The organism is Micromonospora narathiwatensis, assembly GCF_900089605.1.
Lineage (GTDB): Bacteria > Actinomycetota > Actinomycetes > Mycobacteriales > Micromonosporaceae > Micromonospora > Micromonospora narathiwatensis.
The window spans coordinates 316173-337395 of sequence record NZ_LT594324.1; the positions used below are offsets into that span (position 1 = coordinate 316173).

A 21223-nucleotide genomic window follows, 5' to 3' on the forward strand; every position below is an offset into this window, starting at 1 on the left:
ACCCGTGGACTAGGGTGCGCGGCGATGGTCGCACCGGAATCGCTCTCGCTCGCCCAGGCCCGCCGGGTGGCCCTGGCCGCCCAGGGCTTCGCCGACCCGACGCCCGCCGGGGTGCCCACCCGCCGGCACCTGCGCCGGGTGCTGGACCGGGTCGGGTTGATCCAGATGGACTCGGTCAACGTCCTGCAACGGGCCCACTACCTGCCGCTCTACAGCCGGCTCGGGCCCTACCCGACCGCGCTGCTCGACACCGCCGCCTACCGCCGCCCCCGGGACCTGTTCGAATACTGGGGGCACGAGGCGTCGCTGGTCCCGGTCGAGCTGCAACCGGCGCTGCGCTGGCGGATGGCCCGGGCCCGCGACGAGGCGTGGGGCGGGATGCGCCGGATCGTTCAGGAGCAGCCCGAGCTGGTCGCCTGGGTCCGCGACGAGGTGGCGGCCCGGGGGCCGCTCACCGCGGCCGAGATCGAGCACGACGCGCCCCGGGAGACCGGCAACTGGGGCTGGAACTGGTCGACGGTCAAGCGGGCGCTGGAGTTCCTGTTCTGGGCCGGCGAGGTGACGGCCGCCGAACGCACCACCTCCTTCGCCCGCCGCTACGACCTGCCCGAGCGGGTGCTGCCGGCCGCGGTGCTCGACGCCCCCACCCCGAGCGACGCCGACGCCCACCGCACGCTGGTGGCGGTCGCCGCGCGGGCGCTCGGCGTGGCGGCCGAGCCGGAGCTGCGCGACTACTTCCGGTTGCCGGTGGCCGGGGCGCGGCGGGCGATCGCCGAGCTGGTCGAGGCGGGGGAGCTGACCCCGGTCGAGGTGCAGGGCTGGCGGCAGCCGGCCTACCTGCACGCGCAGGCCCGGTTGCCCCGCTGGGTCCGCGGCAACACGCTGGTCAGCCCGTTCGACCCGCTGGTCTGGGAGCGGGCCCGCGCCGAGCGGCTCTTCGGCTTCACCTACCGCATCGAGATCTACGTGCCCGCCCCGCAGCGGGTGTACGGCTACTACGTGCTGCCGTTCCGCCAGGGCGAGCGGTTCACCGCCCGGGTCGACCTGAAGGCCGACCGGAAGGCCGGGGTGCTGCTGGTGCCGGCCGCCTGGGTGGAGCCCGGCGCCGACCGGGGAGAGACCGCGGTGGCGCTCGCCGCCGAGCTCTACCGGCTCGCCGGCTGGCTCGGCCTGGACGCGGTCGCCCCGCCGGTCGCCGGCGATCTGGCGCTCCCGCTGGCCGCCGCGCTGACGAGCCTGGCGGGTGTACGGTGAGCGCGTGACGAGCGTTGACCGGCCGGCCGCCGCGCCCGACCCGCAGGCGGCCCCCGTTCCGCCCACCGGCCCGCCCGTGGCCGCGCCGCACGCCGACGGCGCGCCGGCCGATCCCGGGTCGGCGATCTGGCCCGCCGGGGTGGCCTACCAGCCCGTCGAGCCGGACCGGTTCACCCGCTTCGTGCTACGGCTGCACGCCCGCGCCCCGCGCTGGGCGGTGCCCCTCGCCGCCGCGGGCTGCGTCGGCCTCGGCATGGCGTACGCGCTGCTGAGCAACCCCACCCACAGCGACCCGGACGCCCCGCCGACGTGCGTGCTCAAGCTCCTCACCGGGCTGGACTGTCCGGGCTGCGGTGGCACCCGCGCCCTGTGGTACGTGCTGCACGCCGACCTGCCGGCCGCCGCCCGGCACCACTTCCTCTTCGTTTTCTCGCTGCCCTTCCTGGCCTACCTCTTCGTCAGTTGGGCCGGGAACCAGGCGTTCGGCTGGCGGCTGCCGGAGCTGCGGCTCAGCCCGAAGGTGCTCGGCGGCTTCCTCGCCGCGTGGCTCGCCTTCTCGGTGGTGCGCAACCTGCCCTGGGCCCCGTTCACCTCGCTGTACGTCTGACCGGCCCCGCCGTCGTCCGGCCGACCCGCCGCCGTGCGGTGCCGGTGGTGCCGAGGTTCACGTCCGCGTGGCCAAGTTTCGCCACCGGCCCACCGGCCACTACAGTCGCAGGAATGCCGGACATGGTGCAGCCCCAGGTCAAGCTCATCGCGTGGACCCAGTTCCAGGCGCCGGACGACGTGCCGTGGTCGACCGACGCCGAGGGCGGCCAGGCGCTCGCCGAGTTCGCCGGCCGGGCCTGCTACCAGAGCTGGAAGAAGCCGAACCCGGCGACCGCGACCAACGCCGGCTACCTGGCGCACATCCTTGAGGTCGGGCACCTGAGCGTGCTGGAGCACGGCTCGGTGAGCTTCTACTTCAGCGGGGTCTCCCGGTCCTTCACCCACGAGCTGATCCGGCACCGGCACTTCTCGTACTCCCAGCTCTCCCAGCGGTACGTGCCGGAGCGGGACGCGGCCATGGTCGAGCCCGCGGCGATCGCCGAGGACCCGGAGCTGCACAAGAAGTTCGTCGAGGCGGCCGAGGCGAGCGTGCGGGCGTACACCGAGCTGCTGGAGGGCCTGGAGGCGCGCTTCACCGACGAGCCCAACCCGACGCTGCGCCGCAAGCAGGCCCGGCAGGCGGCGCGGGCGGTGCTGCCCAACGCCACCGAGACCCGGATCGTGGTCACCGGCAACTACCGTGCCTGGCGGCACTTCGTCAAGATGCGGGCCACCGAGCACGCCGACGTGGAGATCCGGGAGCTGGCCGTGGAGTGCCTGCGGCAGCTCCAGGGGGTCGCGCCGAACGTCTTCGCCGACTTCGTGATCTCCACGCTGCCCGACGGCACCGAGGTGGCCACCAGCCCGCACGCCGAGTGACTCCTGCGCCCTTCGCCGCCGGTGTTCCGGTGGTCGTCCGCTAGGTTGTGAACATGACGCACTACCACCCTGCCGCTCCCGACCGGGACGCGTCGCGCCCGTTCGGGCGACTGATCACGGCCATGGTGACCCCGTTCACCGCCGACGGGTCGCTCGACCTGGACGGCGCCGTACGGCTCGCCCAGCACCTCGTCGACGAGCAGGGCAACGACGCGCTGGTGCTCAACGGCACCACCGGGGAGTCCCCGACCACCACCGACGCGGAGAAGGAGAGCCTGATCCGCGCCGTGGCGGAGGTGGTCGGCGACCGGGCCCGGATCCTCGCCGGGGTCGGCACCAACGACACCCGGCACACCATCGAGCTGGCCGCGCAGGCGGAGAAGGCCGGCGCGCACGGCCTGCTGGTGGTCACGCCGTACTACAACAAGCCGCCGCAGAGCGGCCTGCTGCGGCACTTCACCGCGGTCGCCGACGGCACCGGCCTGCCGATCATGCTCTACGACATCCCGCACCGGGCGGGCACCGCGATCGCCACCGACACCCTGGTCCGGCTGGCCGAGCACGGCCGGATCGTCGCGGTCAAGGACGCCAAGGGCGACCTCACCGCCACCTCCGAGGTGCTCGCGCGCACCGACCTGGCCTACTACAGCGGCGAGGACGCGCTGACCCTGCCCGCCCTCGCGGTCGGCACGGTCGGCGTCGTCGGCACCTCGACGCACTTCACCGGCGTGCAGACCAAGCAGATGATCGAGGCGTACGAGGCGGGCGACCACGCCACCGCCCTCGCGCTGCACCGGCGGCTGCTGCCGCTGTACACCGGCATCTTCCGTACCCAGGGCGTGATCCTGGTGAAGGCGGGCCTGGCGGCCAAGGGCCTGCCGGCCGGCCCGGTGCGCCCGCCGCTGGTGGACGCCACCGCCGACGAACTGGCCCAGCTGCGCGCCGACTGCGCGGCGGCGGGCCTGGCACTTCCCGAATGATCGAACGACACGACGGACGCCGGGTGACGGCGTCGCAGAATGAGGTGGACGCGTGACCGAGGCGCACATCGAGGGCGAACTCCCCCCGCCACTGCCGGAAGGCGGCCTGCGGATCATGCCGCTCGGCGGACTCGGCGCCATCGGCCGGAACATGACCGTCTTCGAGTACGAAGGCAAGCTGCTGATCGTCGACTGCGGGGTGCTTTTCCCCGACGTCGAGCAGCCGGGCGTGGACCTGATCCTGCCGGACTTCGGTCCGATCCTGGACCGGCTCGACGACGTCCAGGCCATCGTGCTCACCCACGGCCACGAGGACCACATCGGCGCGGTGCCGTACCTGCTCGCCCACAAGGCGGACATCCCGCTGGTGGGCTCGCAGTTCACCCTGGCCCTGGTCGAGGCGAAGCTGGCCGAGCGGCGGATCCAGCCGTACACGCTGACCGTGCGGGAGGGGGACCGGGAGCGGCTCGGCCCGTTCGAGTGCGAGTTCTTCGCGGTCAACCACTCGATCCCGGACGCGCTCGCAGTGGCCATCCGGACCGGCGCCGGCCTGGTGCTGCACACCGGCGACTTCAAGATGGACCAGCTTCCGCTGGACGGCCGGATCACCGACCTGGCGGGCTTCGCCCGGCTCGGCGCCGAGGGCGTGGACCTGCTGCTGTCGGACTCCACCAACGCGGAGATCCCCGGCTTCGTCACCCCGGAGCGGGAGATCGGTCCGGTGCTCGACTCGATCTTCGCCAAGGCGCGCGGTCGCATCATCGTCGCCTCGTTCGCCTCGCACGTGCACCGCGTGCAGCAGGTCTTCGACTCGGCGATCGAGCACGGCCGCAAGGTCGCCCTGATCGGCCGGTCGATGGTCCGCAACATGGGCATCGCCCGCGACCTCGGCCTGCTGAACATCCCGCCCGGCCTGGTGGTCGGGCTGGAGGAGGCCACCACCCTGCCGCCCGAGCAGATCGTGCTGATGTCCACCGGCTCGCAGGGCGAGCCGATGAGCGCGCTGGGCCGGATGGCCAGCGGCGACCACCGGCACATCACCATCGCCCCCGGTGACACGGTGGTGCTCGCGTCGTCGCTGGTGCCCGGCAACGAGACCTCGGTCTACCGGGTGATCAACCGACTGGCCCGGGCCGGCGCGGTGGTCGTGCACAAGGATGTGGCCAAGGTGCACGTCTCCGGCCACGCCCCCGCGGGCGAGCTGCTCTATCTGCTCAACGTCACCCGCCCGAGCAACCTGATGCCGGTGCACGGCGAGTGGCGACACCTGCGGGCGCACGCCCGGCTCGGCATCGAGTCCGGCGTCGCCCCGGACCGGGTGGTGCTCTGCGAGGACGGCGACGTCGTCGACCTGGTCGACGGGCGGGCCAGCCTGGTCGGCCACGTGAAGAGCCGGTACGTCTACGTCGACGGCCTCGCCGTCGGCGACGTCAGCGAGTCGCTGCTCACCGAGCGGCGGATCCTCGGCGACGGCGGCTTCATCGCCGCCACGGTGGTGGTCGACTCGGTCACCGGCAAGGTGGTCGGCGGCCCGACCGTCTCCGCGAAGGGCTTCTCCGAGGACCCGGAGGCGTTCGGCCCGGTCGTCCCGCTGGTCACCGAGGCGCTCAACCGGGCCGCCGCGGACGGCATCACCGACCCGCACCAGCTCCAGCAGATCGTCCGGCGCACCGTCGGGCGCTGGGTCAACGACGCGTACCGCCGCCGGCCGATGATCGTCCCCACGGTGGTCGAGGTCTGACCGGACGGGTCAGGGCAGCGCGGCGACCGCCTCGGCGTACGCGGCGCCGGTGCTGACCGCCGCCGTCACCAGCACCACGAGCTGCGCCGGCGCCACCCCGTACGCCAGGTCGGTGGTGACGTCGGCGGCCAGCACCAGCGTCCCGTCGCCGGGATCGTGCACGTACGCCGCCGGCAGCAGCCGGTCGTGGTTCCAGGCGTTGCAGAACGCGTACGCCTCGGCCCGCCGGGTCTCCGGCAGCCGGCGGGTCGCCACCACCCGGGCGTGCAGGATCTCGCCCCGGCGCCCGAGCCGGCGGAACTGGATCACGGCCTCGCCCCAGCGCCCCACCACGGTGCCGTCCGGCTCCACCGCGTAGCCGTCGCCGCGTACGTCGAGGGCGGCGGTGAGCAGCGCCAGGCTGAGCGGGGCCGGGTCCTCCTCGCCCGGCGAGCCCGGTTCGGCCGGGTCGTCGTCCGGCCAGTCGTCGACGTCGTCCTGGTCGGGCAGCGGCACCGGCTCGGCGACCGGCCGTTCGGCCAGCCAGGAGGCGATCCGGCCGGACTGGTGCCCGGTGCCGTTGCGGGCGTCGAAGCTGCCGGCCAGCTCGATGGCGAGCGACTGGAGCTGACCGCCGAGCGTGGCCACGTCCACCTCGGCCGCCGGCCCCGGCCCGTGCCCCGCACGGTGGACCCGCCGCCCGCCGAGCCCGGCCTCGACGGCCAGCCCGCAGAGCAGCGCGCCCGCCGCGGCGAACTCCATCGCGGAGAGGTCGTCGGCGGGCTGGTCCAGCCGGGGCAGTTGCTCGGCCAGCAGGTCCAGCCCGTGGTCCAGGTGCCCGCCCAGCGCGCAGTACCGCAGGTGCGTGGCGAGCAACGGGAACGCCGTCCGCTCCCGGCGGTGCCGGCGGTACGCCCGCACGTGCGCCCGGGCGGCGCGGGCGGCCGCACCGGTGCGCAGCCACGGCAGCAGCGCCGCCGCGAGGGCCCGCTCGGGCTGGTCGGTGCAGCCCACCTCGCCGTCGAACACCGGTCGCAGCGCCGCCAGGGCCGCCGCCGGCTCTCCCCAGCCGGCCAGCAGCTCGGCCCGCCGCGCCGGGGCGCAGCCGGGGCAGCCGTGGCTCGCTCTGGAACTGATATCACCAACGGATCGCCGGCACGCTGATTCGTTCGCGACATCAGCGCCAAAGGCGGCAGCGGCCACATCGCCGCCCCGACGCGAACGCCATCCAGCGGCGACCGGGTCGGGTGCCGCCGGCCGTCCCCGCTCAGGGCCCGCCGAGCCGGACTGCTCCGCCGGCCCCTCCCGGTCGTGGCGCGGCGCACGACCCGCCGGGCCGGGCTGGTCCTCCGGCCGGTCGGGATCACGGCGCGGCGGCGGGCCGGAACGGTCGTCGTGCCAGCGGGCGTACTCCCGGCGGGCGGTGGGCTCGTCGCCGAGGTGGTCGGCGAGCCGGCAACGCAGCTCGGCCACCGGCTCGGCGTCCGGGCCGAGCCGCTCGGCCAGGTCGTCCAACAGGGACCGGGCCTGGTCCAGGCTGATCCGCGGGGTGCCGAACAGCGCCTCCACCGCCTGTCGCTGATGCCGGCGCAGGCCCACCTCGTCGCCGGGGCGGCCGTCCAGCAGCCCGGGCGTCCGGTCGAGCGCGGCCAGGCAGCGGCGCACCGGCTCGACCAGCCGCCACCGCTCCCCGAGATGCAGGTACGCCTCGATCAGCGCGAACCGCGCGGTCATCCCGGTACGCGGGTCGCCGGTCGCGTCGGCCCGGGTGGCGATCCGCTCCAACTCGGCGCAGCGGGCCTCGCCGTCGGGCAGGTCCCGGGCGTCGGCGAGGGCGTCGGCCAGCCCCCGGTCGCTGAAGGTGGTCACCGGACCGACCCGCCGGGCAGGCGGCCCACCGCGACGGCGAGCTGGCAGCCGGTGGCGACGCCGCAGTCGATGAGTTGGTCGAGCTGGTGCGGGGTGACGCCGCGTTCCAGATCGGTGGTCACCTCGCCGCAGACCTGGGCCAGTCCGTCGTCGGCCACGTGCACGAACGCCTTCGGCCAGAGCCGGTCGTGATTCCAGGCGTTGCAGAACGCGTACAGGTCGGGGACGCGCTCGATGCCGAAGCGGTGCGCGGCGACCATGCGGACCTGGAGCAGCTCCCCGGCGACTCCCCGGCGGTGGAACCAGATCAGGCCCTGTTCCCACCGGCCCACCAGGTCGCCGTCGGCGTCCTCGGCCACCGCGTACCCACGGTTGGCCAGCACGGCGGCGATCAGCTCGCCGCTCAGCGGTCGCGACGCCTCCGGGTGTCCGGCCAGGGGGCCGTCCGGACCGTCCTCGATCTCCGGCGACGCCATGGGGCATCCCTTCTGAGGCGAATAACACAGACTGCGGCGCGTTCGGTGCTGCGACGCGCGGACACGACCCGGAAAAGCGGCGATCCGCCGGGTCCCGCCGTTACGGTGACTCTATGGCGGGCCGTACCTCTCAGGCGAGCCGGCGGCGCGGCGCGTCGCCGCGTGGCACCACGAACAGCCGTGCCCGTCAGCCGGCCAAGAAGGCCACCAAGGCGAGTCCCCGGCGGCGTCCGGCGGCCCGGCCCGGCCCGGCTGTCTACGTCGGACGCGCGGTCGGTGCCCTCTGGATGGGGCTGGCGCACGGGCTGGGCTGGGCGGTCCGGGCCGCCGGCCGGCACGCCGCCTCGGCCCGCGACCTCGACCCGGAGCACCGCCGCGACGGCGCCGGGCTGCTCCTGTTCGGCCTCGCCATCCTCAGCGCGGTGGGCATCTGGTTCGGCGGCGCCGGGCCGGTCGGCGCGCGCCTGGCCGACACCGTCCGGCTCTTCCTCGGCGCGATCGCGATCGTGGTGCCGGTGCTGCTGATGATCGGCGCCTGGCGGCTGCTGCGTACCCCGTCCGACCCCGCCCATCGCGGGCGTGGCCTGGTCGGCTGGGGCTCGATGCTGCTCGCCACCGCGGCGCTGCTGCACATCGGACAGGACCCGGCCGACGGGGCGCAGCGGGACTACGCGGGGGGCCTGTTCGGCGCGGGCGTGGGCGACCTGTTGAAGGCCGCTGTCACCGCCTGGGTGGCCGTGCCGCTGCTCGTCCTGCTGCTGGTCTTCGGCCTGCTGGTGGTCACCGCGACCCCGATCAACAAGATTCCGGAGCGGCTGGGGCTGCTCGCCGGCAGCCTGGTCGGGGCCCCGGCCACCGAGGACGCCGAGGCCGAGGCGGCGCCGAAGCCGGCCCGCAAGCGGCCGGCCAAGCGCGTCCCGCCGCCGCTGGACCCGGCGGACCTGGACGGCGACCTCGACGGCGTCGACCTGCAGGACACCCTGGTGCTGCCGCGCAAGCGGCCGGCGAAGGTGCCGTCGACCCGCAAGCCGGTCGAGCCGCCGGAGCACTCGCCGCTGCCCACCCGGGCCGAGCAGCTCGAACTGGCCGGGCTGGCCGGCGACTACACGCTGCCGCCGGCCAACATGCTCGGCAGCGGTGCCGCGCCGAAGAGCCGGAGCAAGGCCAACGACGAGGTGATCGCCGCGCTGACCGGCGTGTTCGAACAGTTCGACGTGGACGCCGCGGTTACCGGCTTCACCCGCGGCCCGACGGTCACCCGGTACGAGGTCGAGCTGGGCCCGGGCGTCAAGGTGGAGCGGATCACCCAGCTCTCCCGCAACATCGCGTACGCGGTGAAGTCGCCGGACGTGCGGATCCTGAGCCCGATCCCGGGCAAGAGCGCGGTCGGGGTGGAGATCCCGAACACCGACCCGGAGAACGTGGCGCTCGGCGACGTGCTCCGCTCGCGGGCCGCCACCGGCGACCACCACCCGATGGTGGTGGCGTTGGGCAAGGACATCGAGGGCGGCTACGTGGTGGCCAACCTCGCGAAGATGCCGCACATCCTGATCGCCGGGGCCACCGGTGCCGGCAAGTCGTCCTGCCTGAACTCGCTGCTCGTGTCGATCCTCACCCGGGCGACCCCGGACGAGGTGCGGCTGCTGCTGGTCGACCCGAAGCGGGTCGAGATGACCGGCTACGAGGGCATCCCGCACCTGGTCACCCCGATCGTGACCAACCCGAAGAAGGCGGCCGACTCGCTGGAGTGGGTCGTCCGCGAGATGGACATGCGCTACGACGACCTCGCCGCCAACGGGGTCCGGCACATCGACGACTTCAACCGCAAGGTGCGTACCGGCGAGATCAAGGCTCCGCCGGGCAGCGAGCGCGAGCTGCGGCCGTACCCGTACCTGCTGGTGATCGTGGACGAGTTGGCCGACCTGATGATGGTCGCGCCGCGCGACGTGGAGGACTCCATCGTCCGGATCACCCAGCTCGCCCGGGCCGCCGGCATCCACCTGGTGCTGGCCACCCAGCGCCCCTCGGTCGACGTGGTGACCGGTCTGATCAAGGCGAACGTGCCGTCCCGGCTGGCGTTCGCCACCTCCTCGCTGGCCGACTCCCGGGTCATCCTCGACCAGCCGGGGGCGGAGAAGCTGCTCGGTCGCGGTGACGGCCTCTTCCTGCCGATGGGCGCGTCGAAGCCGCTCCGGATCCAGGGCGCCTGGGTGACCGAGCGCGAGATCGCCGACGTGGTGAAGTTCTGCAAGAACCAGCGCGAGCCGGAGTTCCGTTCGGACGTGCTGACCGTGGCGCAGGACAGCAAGAAGAAGATCGACGAGGACATCGGCGACGACCTGGATCTGCTGGTGCAGGCGGTGGAGCTGGTGGTCACCTCGCAGTTCGGCTCCACCTCGATGCTGCAACGCAAGCTGCGGGTCGGCTTCGCCAAGGCGGGCCGGCTGATGGACCTGATGGAGACCCGGGGCGTGGTCGGGCCGTCCGAGGGTTCCAAGGCCCGCGACGTGCTGGTCAAGCCGGACGAGCTGGAGGAGGTCCTGGCCGGCCTGCGCGGCGACGACTAGCGGGCGGCGGTGGCAGGTCGGTCAGGAGCGGTAGATCGCGTAGGCGATGATCATGCCGAGCACGCCGCCGACCACGCCGGCCGCGGCGGCGTACCAGCCGAGCGGTTTGTCGCCCAGCACCGCGCCGACGATGCCGAGCAGCAGGCCGACCAGGCCGAAGAGCGGCGGTAGGAAGAAGATCGCGACGACCGCGAAGACGAACGCGAGGATCGTGCAGACGCGGGCCGAGCTGTGCGGGCGGGCGGTGGCGTGGGTGCCGGCCATGATGTCCTCCCTGAACAGGTCCATCGGACGAGGTCAGGGAGCACTACCCGCTATCCGTGGGTGACAAAACCGGACGATATGCCCGTTTCGGGGGCTCAGTGGAAGATTTTGAGCCCGACCACGCCGGCGACCACCAGCAGCAGGCAGCCGATCCGGGGCAGCGTGGCCGGTTCGTGCAGCGCGAGCATGCCGACCAGCGCGGTGCCGACCGCGCCGATCCCCACCCAGACCACGTAGCCGGTGCCGACCGGGATGTCGCGCAGCGCGTACGCCAGGCCGGCCATGCTCGCCACCAGCGAGCCGACGAAGACGAGGGAGGGGAGGGGGCGGCTGAAGCCGGCGCTGCGGTCGAGGGCGATCGCCCAGACGGTCTCCAGCAGCCCCGAGAACACCAGCACGATCCAGGCCATGACGGTCACCTCTGCCGGGTGGGCCCGGCCGCCGGGGCCGGGACGGGTGGTCACTCACGCGGGGCGTCTTGGCCTGACCGGGTACGCCCACCACTCGTCCGGGGCGGCAGGGCCGCCGGAGCCGACGGTAGCACCGGGACCGGTCGGTGGCCGCGGTGACAATGGCCACCACTGCTGGAGTTGACGTCAACTTCAAGTTGCACGATGGTCCACATGACCCTGCTCTTCTCCGACGAGGACGTCGCCGCCCTGGACGCCCCGTGCACCGTCGCCGCCATGCGGGACGCCCTGCTGGCCGCGTACGAGGGCCGGCTGGTCGCCCCGCCCCGGGCGTCCGCCCCGCTCGGCGGGGGCCGGATGGTGCTCACCGCCGGCCACCTCACCGGCGAGTGGTACGGCTTCCGGTCCTACGACACCTTCGGGCTCCCGGAGAGCGGGCAACTGGTCGTGCTGCACGACGCGCGCAGCGGCGCGGTACGGGCGATCGCGGTCGGCGAGGAGCTGGGCTCCCGGCGTACCGGGGGACTGGGCGGGGTGGCCGTCGACGCCCTCGCCCGCCCCGACGCGGCCACCCTCGGTGTGGTCGGCTCCGGCCGGCAGGCGTGGACCCAGGTCTGGGCCGCCGCCGCGGTCCGTCCGCTGCGCGAGGTGACCGTGCACAGCCGTTCGGCGGCCCGCCGGGAGGCGTTCGCCGCCCGGGTCCGGGCCGAGCTGGGCGTGCCGGCCCACGCGGTCGACTCGGCCCCCGAGGCGGTACGCGACCGGGACGTGGTGGTGCTCGCCACCACCAGCACCACCCCGGTGCTGGCCGCCGCCGACCTCGCCCCGGGCACCCACGTCAACGCGGTCGGCTTCAAGCAGACCGACCGGCACGAGTTCGGCACCGACCTGCTGGACGCCGCCGACCTGCTGGTCACCGACTCGCCGGCGCAGGCCGCCGCGTACGCCCCGCCGATGCTCGCCGCCGTCGAGCCGTACGCCGGGCGGCTGCGCGACCTGGGCGCGGTGCTGGCCGGCGCGGTCCCCGGCCGGACCGGCGCGGACCAGATCTCGGTCTTCTGCTCCACCGGCCTGGCCGGCACCGAGGTCTTCCTGCTCGATCGCCTGGCCCGGGTGGGTGCGGCGGCCCGCTGACCGGTGGTCCGCGCGGCGGCCCGCCCCCGCCGGAGCACCCGCGCGGCCCGGTACCCTCGGATGGTGTCTGCCACCTCCCCTGCTGAAAACCGCCGCGTCGCCCTGCTGACCCTGGGGTGCGCCCGTAACGAGGTCGACTCGGAGGAGTTGGCCGCCCGGCTGCACGCCGACGGCTGGCAGGTGACCACCGACGGCGAGGGCGCCGACGTGGTGGTCGTGAACACCTGCGGCTTCGTGGAGAAGGCCAAGCAGGACTCGATCCAGACGCTGCTCGCCGCCGCCGACACCGGCGCGAAGGTGGTCGCCGCCGGCTGCATGGCCGAGCGGTACGGCCGCGAGCTGGCCGACAGCCTGCCCGAGGCGCAGGCCGTGCTCAGCTTCGACGACTACCCGGAGATCTCCGCCCGGCTGAACGCGGTGGTCGCCGGGGAGGCGTTCGACGCGCACACCCCCCGCGACCGGCGTGAGCTGCTGCCGCTCACCCCGGTCAACCGGCGCGACGCGGCGGTGTCGCTGCCCGGCCACGGCACGCCGGCCCGGGTGACCGCCGAGACCGACGAGCACACCCCGGCCCACCTGCGGCAGGTGCTGCGGCACCGGCTCGACACCGGCCCGGTCGCCTCGCTCAAGCTGGCCAGCGGCTGCGACCGGCGCTGCGCGTTCTGCGCCATCCCGGCGTTCCGCGGCGCGTTCGTCTCGCGTACGCCGGACGAGCTGCTGGCCGAGGCGGAGTGGCTGGCCAAGACCGGCGTCCGCGAGCTGGTGCTGGTCAGCGAGAACTCCACCTCGTACGGCAAGGACCTGGGTGACCCCCGGGCGCTGGAGAAGCTGCTGCCGCAGCTCGCCGCGATCGACGGGATCGTCCGGGTGCGGGCCAGCTACCTCCAGCCCGCCGAGACCCGGCCCGGCCTGGTCGAGGTGATCGCCACCACGCCGGGCGTGGCGGCGTACTTCGACCTGTCGTTCCAGCACTCCAGCGAGCCGGTGCTGCGCCGGATGCGCCGTTTCGGCTCCACCGACCGCTTCCTGGAGCTGCTGGCCTCCGCCCGCGCGCTGGCCCCCGAGGCGGGCGCCCGGAGCAACTTCATCGTGGGCTTCCCGGGCGAGACCCGGCAGGACGTCACCGAGCTGGTCCGGTTCCTGACCGAGGCGCGACTCGACGCGATCGGCGTGTTCGACTACAGCGACGAGGACGGCACCGAGGCCGCCGGCCTGTCCGGCAAGGTCTCCGCCGCCACCGTCAAGCGGCGCTACGACAGGCTCAGCGCGCTCGCCGACGAGCTCTGCTCGCAGCGGGCCGAGGAGCGGCTCGGGTCGACGGTCGAGGTGCTGGTCGACTCGGTCGCCGACGGTGTGGTCGAGGGCCGGGCGGCCCACCAGGCACCCGAGGTGGACGGCTCGACCACCCTGGTCGCGCCGGAGGCGGGCGGGGTCGACCTCGCCGCGCTGCGCCCCGGCGACCTGGTCCGGGCCACGGTCACCGCGACCGAGGGTGTCGACCTGGTCGCCGTACCGGATGAGATGATCTCGGCGGCGCCCGGCGCGGCACGGTGACGACGGGCCCGGACGGAGCGGGGGAGCCGCGTGGTGCGGTGCGAGGGACGCCACGGCGGCCGGAACGGGGTGCGGGGATGACCGGAGCGGAGTCGACCGTGGTGGCCCGGGTTCCGCTGCTCAACGCGGCGAACGTGCTGACCGCGCTGCGGCTGCTGCTGGTGCCGGTCTTCGCGGTCACCGTGGTCACCTCCGGGATGGCCCAGGCCGGCTGGCGGATGGCCGCCTGCCTGATCTTCGTGGTCGCCTCGGTGACGGACCTGGTGGACGGCTGGATCGCCCGCCGGTTCGGGCTGGTCACCTCGCTCGGCAAGGTCGCCGACCCGATCGCCGACAAGGCGCTCACCGGCGCCGCCCTGGTGCTGCTGTCCTGGTACGACCGGCTGCCCTGGTGGGTGACCGCGGTGATCCTCCTGCGCGAGTGGGGCATCACCGGGATGCGGTTCTGGGTGATCCGGCACGGGGTGATCGCGGCCAGCCGGGGCGGCAAGATCAAAACAGCGCTCCAGATCCTCGCCATCACCTGGTACCTCTGGCCGATGCCCGCCGCGGCGGCCGCCGTCGGCCCGTGGATCATGGGTGCCGCGGTCGTCGTCACGGTGCTGACCGGCTTCGACTACATCGCCCAGGCACTCCGGCTGCGCCGCCCCGCCCCCTGACCCACCGGGCGTGGCGACCACCGCCGTCCAGCGGGTCGGTGGGCAGGATGAGCGGGCCGGCGGTGGCAGGAAGGAGAGGATCGGCATGGGTACGGATGCGCGGCACCAGCGGCCCGTCGGGAACCCGGCGGCGGGCGTGGTGCACCGGCTGTCGCTGCGGCACGAGACCCTCGCGACCGTCGAGTCCCTCACCGGCGGGCTGCTCTCCGCCTCGATCGTGGAGATCGCCGGGGTGAGCGGCGTCTACCGGGGCGGCCTGGTGGTCTACGCCACCGAGCTCAAGTCGCAGCTCGCCGGCGTACCGGAGGATCTGCTGGCGGAGCGCGGGCCGGTCGACCCGGACGTGGCCGTCGCGCTCGCCGAGGGCGGACGCCGCCGCTGCGGCGCCGACTGGGGCCTGGCCACCACCGGGGTGGCCGGGCCGGAACCGCAGGACGGCAAGCCGGTCGGCCTGGTGTACGTCGCGGTGGCCGGTCCCGGCGGCACCCGGGTACGCCGGCTCGACCTCGACGGTGGCCGCGACCACATCCGGTCGGCCGCGGTGATCGAGGCGCTGCGGCTGCTGGCCGACCGGATCCACGCCGCCGGAACGGGCGACGAGACAGACGACGGGGCGGACACCCAGCCGGGCGACGGGACGGGCGACGCCGACCGGGCCGGAGCTGGCCGGCGGTGAGCCCCACCACGACGCGCCCGACCGCGGGCCCGCCCGGGAACGGCCGTCCGGCCTGCCGCCCGGATGGATCCGGGCAATTGGAGAGGCGGGGCGGGATGTCGCGCGGGCGGCCAACGGGTACGGTTGCGGGAAGGCTCCGACGGACGGCATCGGTGCCGGAGCGGTCCGCCGCGTCCGGCGCGGCACGGCCGGCCGGGCCCGGAGCAGGTGGTCCCGTCAGGAGGAGGTGCGATGGTCCTGCTACGCCGGGTGATCGGTGACGCACTACGGGCGCGCCGGCAGGGGCAGCACCGCACCCTTCGCGAGGTCTCCTCCGCCGCCAACGTGAGCCTCGGCTACCTCTCCGAGATCGAGCGCGGCCAGAAGGAGCCCTCCAGCGAGCTGCTGGCGGCGATCTGCGACGCGCTCGGTGCCCGTCTCTCCGAGCTGCTCCGCGAGGTCAGCGACACCGTCGCGTTGGCCGAGCAGCTGCCGGGGGTGCTGGTTCCGGTGGCCGACCAGCCGGTCGAGTCGTCGCCGGTGGCCGCGCCGGCCGTCCGCAAGGCGACCAACCGGGCGGTTCGCCAGGTGTCCTCCGACGGGTCGGTGGCCGTCCAGGTCCGCCAGGACTCGCCGCTCAAGGCGACGCTGCGCAGCACCCGGGTCCGCCCCGCGGACCGGGACGTGGTCTGCGCCGCCTGACTCCGCGCGGTCACGCCGTGGCTCCGGTGGCATCCGCCGCGTACTGTTGATCAGGGTCGTCCGGGTGCCGGGCTGGCGTACGCCTGGAACGATGGAGGCACACCGCGTGGCCCGCCGGTCGACCCGCCCGGCGCGGGCGAGGCGGCGCAGCGACGCTAGTGAGGGGACAAGGCGGAGATGGCGAACCCGTTCGTCAAGGGTTGGAAATACCTGATGGCGCTCTTCGGCTCGAAGATCGACGAGCATGCCGACCCGAAGGTGCAGATCCAGCAGGCCATCGAGGAGGCCCAGCGGCAGCACCAGGCGCTGGTCCAGCAGGCGGCCGCGGTGATCGGCAACCAGCGCCAGCTGGAGATGAAGCTGTCCCGGCAGATGTCCGAGGTCGAGCAGCTCCAGGCGAACGCCCGGCAGGCCCTGGTGCTGGCCGACCAGACCCGGGCCCGCGGCGACGAGTCCGAGGCCGGTCGGTACGAGCAGTCGGCGCAGCTCCTCGCCACCCAGCTGGTCTCCGCCGAGCAGGCCGCCGAGGACCTGAAGACGCTGCACGACCAGGCGCTCGCGGCGGCCGCCCAGGCCCGCAAGGCGGTCGAGAACAACTCCATGATCCTCCAGCAGAAGCTGGCCGAGCGCACCAAGCTGCTCAGCCAGCTCGAGCAGGCCAAGATGCAGGAGAGCGTGGCCCACTCGCTGGAATCCATGTCCGCGCTCACCGCCCCCGGCACCACCCCCTCGCTCGACGAGGTCCGGGACCGGATCGAGCGCCGGTACGCCACCGCGATGGGCCGGGCCGAGCTGGCCGGCAACTCCGTCGAGGGCCGGATGCTGGAGATCCAGAAGGCGACCCTCGACTCGGCCGGTTCGGCGAGACTGGAGCAGATCCGGTCGAGCATGGCCGGCGAGCGGCTCACCGGCCGGCAGGAGACCCCGGCGGTGGGGCAGACGCAGCCCGCCGCCGACCCGGCCGCCGCCGCCCGGCTGGACGAGATCCGCGCCAGCCTGAGCCGGGAGCGCGGCACCGGGGAGAGCGCCACCAGCTAGGGACGGGGGAGAGCGATGGCGGACGAACGGGCCCAATACTTCCGTCGACTGCGCCGGCTGCGGCGCTCCGCCCGCCGGTGGAGCGTCCTGGCCGGCGGGCTCGGCGGCGCCACGGCGGTGCTGACCCCGTACGCCGGGATCGGCCTGCCGGACGCGATCTGGGCCGGCGCCGCGGGCAGCGCGATCGCGGTCGCCGCCTGGCGCTGGGCCGACCTGCGGGCCCTCGCGGCCACGCCGGCGCCGCCGGCGCTCGACCCGGCCGAGGCCGCCGCCCGCTCGCGCGCCCGGCTGGTCGCCGCCGTCGAGCGGCTGCCCGTCGGGCCGGGCGTCCTGGCCGAGGTACGCCGGGTCCGGTCCCGCCTGGCGTTGCGCGGCACCACGGCCGCGCAGGCGTGGGCCCGGCTCGACCGGGCGGCGTCGACCCTGGACGGGATGTCCGGCCGGCTCACCGGGCTGGCCGAGCCGGCGGTCCGGGAGGCGGTCGAGGCCGACCGCTCGCTGCGCGACCTGGCCGCCCGGGTGGCCAGCGTGGAACGGGCGCTCAAGCTCGCCCCGAACGAGCCGCTGGCCGAGGTGCACGGCACCCTGGCCGGCCAACTGGAGAGCGGGGTGTCGGCGTACGAGCGGCTGGTGGTGGCCGCCGCCGGCTACGTGGCCGAGGACGCCCGACCGACCACCGAGCACCCCGCGGCGGCCCGACTCACCGAGGCGACCGACCTCCTGCACGGCGTCGCCTCCGCCCTGGCCGAACTCCGCACCCCCCACACCCCCGTAGCACGGGGCTAGGTGGGGGTGGTGACCGGGATGGGGCCGGTCCAGGGTGAGGTGCCGACGACGTTGAACGACCGGATCCGGTAGTGGTAGGTGGTCCCCCGGGCCAGCCCGGTGTTGGTGAACCCCCGGCCGGTGACGGTGAAGGTGGTCAGCTCGTGGCCGAACGCGGGGTCGGCGGCCCGCTGCACCACGAAACCGGAGCCCGGACCGGTGGGCGTGCTGGCGGACCAGCTCAGGATCACCGTGGCGGTGTCCGGTGCGGGCGCGGTGGCGGTGGCGGCCACCCCGGTCGGCAGCCCCGGCCGGGGCGGGGTGGTCACCGTGGCGACCGTCGACCAGGGTGACGCCGCGCCCAGGTACGTGGTGCGGACCCGGTAGTAGTACGTGGTGTCCGGGGCGACCGCCGGATCGACGTGGGCGTCGCCGACCGCGATGGCGGTGGTGCCCGGCCCGCTGGTGAACGTCGGGTTGGTGGCCCGCTGCACGTCCACGCCGGTGGCGTACGAGCGGTTGGCCCAGCGCAGCGCGACCCGCAGCGGCGCGGCCGGTGGCACCGCCGCGGCCACCTTCTGCGGCGAGGTGAGCTGCACCGACGCCGGTACGCTGTTCGACCAGGCCGAGCAGCTCACCGCGTTCTCCGCCCGGATCCGGTAGTGGTAGGTGACCCCGGGTGTGACCGTCGCGTCGGTGTACCGGTTGGCGGTGGCGGCCACGGTGATCTCGGTGAGCCCGCTGGTGAAGGTGGCGTCGGTGGCGCGTTGCAGCAGGTGGCTCGTGGCCGGGGGACGGCTGCCGTTGCCGGTCCAGGCCAGCGCGATGGCCGGTAGCGCGGTGGCCGAGCCGGGCACCGGGGTGGCGTTCAGCCCGGTCGGGGCCGCAGGCGCGACCCGCAGCACCAGGGGCCGGCTCATGCCCTGGTCGCGCAGCCCCGCCGCACGGGTCTGCCAGCGGTACTCCCAGCCCAGGTTCACCAGTTGGTTGACCACCGCCGCCGGCCGCCCGTCGACCGGGCTGACCGGGCTGCCGTCGAGCCGGGTGCCGGCCGGCCGGGTCGGGTCGAGCAGTCGTACGCTGTCGCCGACCTTGAACGGCAGGCTGGGCGGGACCGGGCGCAGCGCCACGATCACGTCCTCCCGTGGGTTGACCCGGACGGTCTCCTTCCAGCCCAGTTCGTCGGGGTCCGGCGGGCGTACCGTGCCGTCCCAGCCGACCCGGTTGACCAGCTGCACGTCGCAGCCCGCCAGGTGTACCGGGTGGGTACGCGGGGCGTCCCCGACGATCCGCCAGAGCTGGGTGCCGTCGGCCGGCCCGCCGACCGGCGCGGTGGGATCGGTCGCGTACAGCACCTCGGTGGCCGGGTCGACCGGCCCGAGCGGCAGGGTGGCCGCGGTGAGCGGGCCGGCGTTCGGGTGGCCGACGCCGAGCCGTCCCACCGCCCGGCCGTGCCGGGCCTCGAAGACCTGCCCGACCGACTTCACCAGCAGCGGCAGGGTCACCGGGGCGACCGCGCCGGCCGGGGTGAAGGTGACCGACGTGGCCCGCGCCGGGGCGAGCGTCTCGCGGATCGTGCGGGTGCCGAAGGCCGCGTCGTACGCCGGTTGCGGCACGATCGGCGGTCGCTGGCTCGCCGCGTACGCCCCGGGCAGGCGGGCGGCGAGCCGGGCCACGTCGTACGGCTCCGCCGGGGCGCCGGCCACCCGGAACTGGAGCAGGGTCCGGGTGTTCGGGCCGTAGCCGGGCCGGGCGGCGGGCAGCCCGCCGGTCGGGGTGCGGTCGGGAGCACCGGTGTGGTGGTCGTACCGGGGGTCGAACCGGGGCACCGGGGTGGGACAGTCGTTGTAGAGGATCAGGGCGCTGCCCGGCGGGACCGTGGCGAAGTCGATCACCACGTCGGCCCGCTCCCCCGGGGCGAGCAGCAGGGCGTGCCCGTCCACGTTGAGCACGGTCGGGTCCTGCCGGTCGTACCGGTAGCCGATCGGCCGGTTCGCCAGCACCACCGGGGCGGGCAGCAGGCCCGACTCGTTGCCGATCCGGATCAGCTCCGGGCCGGCGGCGTCGGGATCCGGCACCCCGCCGTCGCGCCCGTCCGTGGGCCAGCACGCCGGCCGGCCGGCCGCCCGTACCGCCTCGACCATCGGCACCTCCCCGGCGTCGGGGTCGGCCAGGCTGCCGTCCGCGGCCCACATCGGCCCGTCCGAACCGGCCCGGTAGAGCTGGAGGTTGAGGCTGCGGTCCGCGCAGGCGTTGAGGATCCGGAACCGGTACGCCCGTGGCGCCACCTCCAGGTACGGATAGGCCACCCCGTTGACCAGCGGCGTGTCCCCGTACGCCTCGGGGACGGCCGACGGGTGCGGCACGTTGGGCGCCAGCGGTGGCTCGTCCGGTTCGGCGACCGGGTCGTGGTGCGGGTTCGGCACCGGGGCGACCCACGGGCTGGCGCCGCCGTCCGGGTCGTGCGTCCACGGCCCGTAGTCCCAGCGGCCGGTCGGGTTGGTGCCGGTGCTGCCGTACGGGTTCTGCCGGGGCTGGTAGACGTGCGGGTGCCAGAGGCTGCCCTTGGCGCCCCAGCGGTCCCGGTCCCAGGTCGGGTCCTGCGCGGCGAGCTGGGCGTCGTCCGGTACGAAGGTCTTGTCCTGGATCACCAGCGGCACCTGGTCGGCGGGGAGCACCCCCTCGTCGATCAGTCGCTCCTCGGCCGGATCGGTGAGCAGATAGACGGCGAGCTGCCCGGAATAGACGGTGAGCCGGGACAGGCCGAGCGTGTTGTCGTGCAGCCACATCAGCCGGCCGCTCTGCTCGTTCGGGAAGTAGAGGGTGGTGGCCCCGGCGCCGGCCGGCGGCATGTCCGGCACCGGGGTCACCCCCACCCCGACCGGGTACGGGGTGATCTCGCCGGCCGGGGTCACCCACTGCCAGGGGTTGCCGGCGCTTATCCACGCCGTCTGCGCCCCGGCGAGGTGCGGCACCGCCCGGTTCTGCGGGTACGGAGCCGGCCCGTTCAGCGGTCCGGTGCCGGCCCCGTCCAGGGTCTCGTCGACCGGCAGGAAGAGTTCGCCGGCCCGGCCGGTGGGTAGTTGGTTGATGAACTTGATCCGGACCGGCCGGCCGCGGCGGGCCATGATCACCGGGCCGAGGTGCCAGGGCCGGTCGGGCGGGCTGACCGTGTTGTGCCCGGACGGGTCGGTGCCCAGGTTGAGCTGGCGGTAGCCGCGCAGCCGGGTGGCCGGCAGGTCCCGGTGCAGGCGCTGGGCGTACTCCTGCAACCCGATCTCGTAGTAGTCGCAGCCCGGCCAGGTGATGGTGTCCGGCACCGCCACCGGCAGCCGGGCGCCCAGCCCGGCGGTGGCCGGCGAGCTGGAGCCGTCGAACGTGTTGGGCAGCGGCAGCGCGTCCACGAACTTGCGGATGCCGGTGCCGGGCACCGGCCGGCCGTCCCGGTCGAGCACCGGCAGCGGGCTGCCGGCGAAGTTCGGCACCGGGCCGAAGCAGCGCGGCACGGCGGCCGGGTCGAGGCTGGCCGGTCCCGGCCCGGTCTCGTCCTCGGCGACGCGGGCGGCGGGCACGGTCGGCGCGTGGTCCTCCTGGGTCCGGACGGCGCGGTCCGCCCAGCCCGGCCGGAGTCTGCGGAACAGGGCCATGGCTCTCCCCGGGATCAAGGCGCGCCCGCCGCCACCCCGGCGTGCCGGGCGTACGCGCTGCT

At 74.7% G+C, this 21223-nt stretch carries 18 protein-coding genes and 1 riboswitch; of the genes, 13 read left to right on the plus strand and 5 right to left on the minus strand.

The genetic code is table 11. From position 1 onward, the window contains the following. Positions 1-24 precede the first annotated feature (24 nt). The 5 genes from GA0070621_RS01400 to GA0070621_RS01420 all read left to right on the plus strand — a co-directional run bounded on the left by GA0070621_RS01400 (position 25) and on the right by GA0070621_RS01420 (position 5442). The gene (locus GA0070621_RS01400) at positions 25-1254 is read left to right on the plus strand and encodes a winged helix-turn-helix domain-containing protein (RefSeq protein WP_091190809.1); all 1230 of its coding nucleotides are present in this window, start codon (positions 25-27) and stop codon (positions 1252-1254) included. Between the two features lie 4 nt (positions 1255-1258). Further along, a complete protein-coding gene (locus tag GA0070621_RS01405; RefSeq protein ID WP_091201855.1) occupies positions 1259-1861 on the plus strand; it encodes a DUF2752 domain-containing protein in 603 nt (200 codons plus the stop codon). A gap of 122 nt (positions 1862-1983) precedes the next feature. Beyond that, positions 1984-2721: an FAD-dependent thymidylate synthase gene (gene thyX / locus GA0070621_RS01410; RefSeq protein WP_091190812.1), complete on the plus strand. Its 738-nt coding sequence runs from the start codon at positions 1984-1986 to the stop codon at positions 2719-2721. A gap of 53 nt (positions 2722-2774) precedes the next feature. Further along, the gene (dapA, locus tag GA0070621_RS01415) at positions 2775-3701 is read left to right on the plus strand and encodes a 4-hydroxy-tetrahydrodipicolinate synthase (RefSeq protein ID WP_091201857.1); all 927 of its coding nucleotides are present in this window, start codon (positions 2775-2777) and stop codon (positions 3699-3701) included. A gap of 52 nt (positions 3702-3753) precedes the next feature. Continuing rightward, complete coding sequence (locus GA0070621_RS01420; protein ID WP_091190814.1) at positions 3754-5442, plus strand: ribonuclease J; 1689 nt, start codon at positions 3754-3756, stop codon at positions 5440-5442. 9 nt (positions 5443-5451) lie between these two features. On the opposite strand, the gene GA0070621_RS01425 is transcribed toward GA0070621_RS01420, so the two are convergent. After that, positions 5452-7290, minus strand: a complete 1839-nt coding sequence (locus GA0070621_RS01425; protein ID WP_167666491.1) for a type III secretion system chaperone family protein — start codon at positions 7288-7290, stop codon at positions 5452-5454. Next, on the minus strand, positions 7287-7766 hold the full coding sequence (locus GA0070621_RS01430; protein WP_091190816.1) for a type III secretion system chaperone family protein: 480 nt from the start codon (positions 7764-7766) through the stop codon (positions 7287-7289). Before GA0070621_RS01430 ends, GA0070621_RS01425 begins: the two co-directional genes overlap by 4 nt. Positions 7767-7879: 113 nt before the next feature. Here GA0070621_RS01430 and GA0070621_RS01435 point away from each other — a divergent pair, with 113 nt between their 5' ends. Then, a complete protein-coding gene (locus GA0070621_RS01435; RefSeq protein ID WP_091190819.1) occupies positions 7880-10333 on the plus strand; it encodes an FtsK/SpoIIIE family DNA translocase in 2454 nt (817 codons plus the stop codon). 21 nt (positions 10334-10354) lie between these two features. On the opposite strand, the gene GA0070621_RS01440 is transcribed toward GA0070621_RS01435, so the two are convergent. Next, positions 10355-10621: a hypothetical protein gene (locus GA0070621_RS01440; protein WP_167666492.1), complete on the minus strand. Its 267-nt coding sequence runs from the start codon at positions 10619-10621 to the stop codon at positions 10355-10357. Positions 10622-10692: 71 nt separating this feature from the next. Then, the gene (locus GA0070621_RS01445) at positions 10693-11007 is read right to left on the minus strand and encodes a DMT family transporter (protein WP_091201863.1); all 315 of its coding nucleotides are present in this window, start codon (positions 11005-11007) and stop codon (positions 10693-10695) included. Positions 11008-11064: 57 nt separating this feature from the next. Next, positions 11065-11129, minus strand: a riboswitch (guanidine-III (ykkC-III) riboswitch). A 91-nt stretch (positions 11130-11220) separates the two neighbouring features. On the opposite strand from GA0070621_RS01445, the gene GA0070621_RS01450 reads away from it, so the two are divergent. From GA0070621_RS01450 to pspM, 7 genes are all read left to right on the plus strand, one after another. Next, entirely contained in the window at positions 11221-12141 is a 921-nt protein-coding gene (locus GA0070621_RS01450; protein WP_167666493.1) for an ornithine cyclodeaminase family protein, read from the plus strand. 60 nt (positions 12142-12201) lie between these two features. After that, positions 12202-13695: a 30S ribosomal protein S12 methylthiotransferase RimO gene (gene rimO, locus GA0070621_RS01455; protein ID WP_091201865.1), complete on the plus strand. Its 1494-nt coding sequence runs from the start codon at positions 12202-12204 to the stop codon at positions 13693-13695. 77 nt (positions 13696-13772) lie between these two features. Further along, complete coding sequence (gene pgsA / locus GA0070621_RS01460) at positions 13773-14354, plus strand: CDP-diacylglycerol--glycerol-3-phosphate 3-phosphatidyltransferase (RefSeq protein WP_091190826.1); 582 nt, start codon at positions 13773-13775, stop codon at positions 14352-14354. An 85-nt stretch (positions 14355-14439) separates the two neighbouring features. Continuing rightward, positions 14440-15030, plus strand: a complete 591-nt coding sequence (locus GA0070621_RS01465; protein WP_167666494.1) for a CinA family protein — start codon at positions 14440-14442, stop codon at positions 15028-15030. Positions 15031-15261: 231 nt separating this feature from the next. Continuing rightward, the gene (locus GA0070621_RS01470; RefSeq protein ID WP_091190830.1) at positions 15262-15711 is read left to right on the plus strand and encodes a helix-turn-helix domain-containing protein; all 450 of its coding nucleotides are present in this window, start codon (positions 15262-15264) and stop codon (positions 15709-15711) included. A 177-nt stretch (positions 15712-15888) separates the two neighbouring features. Continuing rightward, a complete protein-coding gene (locus GA0070621_RS01475) occupies positions 15889-16749 on the plus strand; it encodes a PspA/IM30 family protein (RefSeq protein ID WP_091190834.1) in 861 nt (286 codons plus the stop codon). Between the two features lie 15 nt (positions 16750-16764). Further along, positions 16765-17535 (plus strand): phage shock envelope stress response protein PspM, encoded by a 771-nt coding sequence (gene pspM, locus GA0070621_RS01480; RefSeq protein ID WP_091190837.1) that lies wholly within the window; start codon positions 16765-16767, stop codon positions 17533-17535. On the opposite strand, the gene GA0070621_RS01485 is transcribed toward pspM, so the two are convergent. Then, positions 17532-21161, minus strand: coding sequence for a fibronectin type III domain-containing protein (locus tag GA0070621_RS01485; protein ID WP_091190841.1), 3630 nt, complete (start codon positions 21159-21161; stop codon positions 17532-17534). The two genes, pspM and GA0070621_RS01485, sit on opposite strands and share 4 nt — an antisense overlap. Positions 21162-21223: the final 62 nt, after the last annotated feature.

Coding starts and splice junctions, on each gene's coding strand:
- GA0070621_RS01430 (WP_091190816.1), bottom strand. CDS start 7,766: ATGGCGTCGCCGGAGATCGAGGACGGTCCGGACGGCCCCCTGGCCGGA.
- pgsA (WP_091190826.1), top strand. CDS start 13,773: ATGACCGGAGCGGAGTCGACCGTGGTGGCCCGGGTTCCGCTGCTCAAC.
- GA0070621_RS01465 (WP_167666494.1), top strand. CDS start 14,440: ATGGGTACGGATGCGCGGCACCAGCGGCCCGTCGGGAACCCGGCGGCG.
- dapA (WP_091201857.1), top strand. CDS start 2,775: ATGACGCACTACCACCCTGCCGCTCCCGACCGGGACGCGTCGCGCCCG.
- GA0070621_RS01475 (WP_091190834.1), top strand. CDS start 15,889: ATGGCGAACCCGTTCGTCAAGGGTTGGAAATACCTGATGGCGCTCTTC.
- GA0070621_RS01485 (WP_091190841.1), bottom strand. CDS start 21,161: ATGGCCCTGTTCCGCAGACTCCGGCCGGGCTGGGCGGACCGCGCCGTC.
- GA0070621_RS01445 (WP_091201863.1), bottom strand. CDS start 11,007: ATGGCCTGGATCGTGCTGGTGTTCTCGGGGCTGCTGGAGACCGTCTGG.
- GA0070621_RS01470 (WP_091190830.1), top strand. CDS start 15,262: ATGGTCCTGCTACGCCGGGTGATCGGTGACGCACTACGGGCGCGCCGG.
- GA0070621_RS01440 (WP_167666492.1), bottom strand. CDS start 10,621: ATGGACCTGTTCAGGGAGGACATCATGGCCGGCACCCACGCCACCGCC.
- GA0070621_RS01435 (WP_091190819.1), top strand. CDS start 7,880: ATGGCGGGCCGTACCTCTCAGGCGAGCCGGCGGCGCGGCGCGTCGCCG.
- thyX (WP_091190812.1), top strand. CDS start 1,984: ATGGTGCAGCCCCAGGTCAAGCTCATCGCGTGGACCCAGTTCCAGGCG.
- GA0070621_RS01400 (WP_091190809.1), top strand. CDS start 25: ATGGTCGCACCGGAATCGCTCTCGCTCGCCCAGGCCCGCCGGGTGGCC.
- rimO (WP_091201865.1), top strand. CDS start 12,202: ATGGTGTCTGCCACCTCCCCTGCTGAAAACCGCCGCGTCGCCCTGCTG.
- pspM (WP_091190837.1), top strand. CDS start 16,765: ATGGCGGACGAACGGGCCCAATACTTCCGTCGACTGCGCCGGCTGCGG.
- GA0070621_RS01450 (WP_167666493.1), top strand. CDS start 11,221: ATGACCCTGCTCTTCTCCGACGAGGACGTCGCCGCCCTGGACGCCCCG.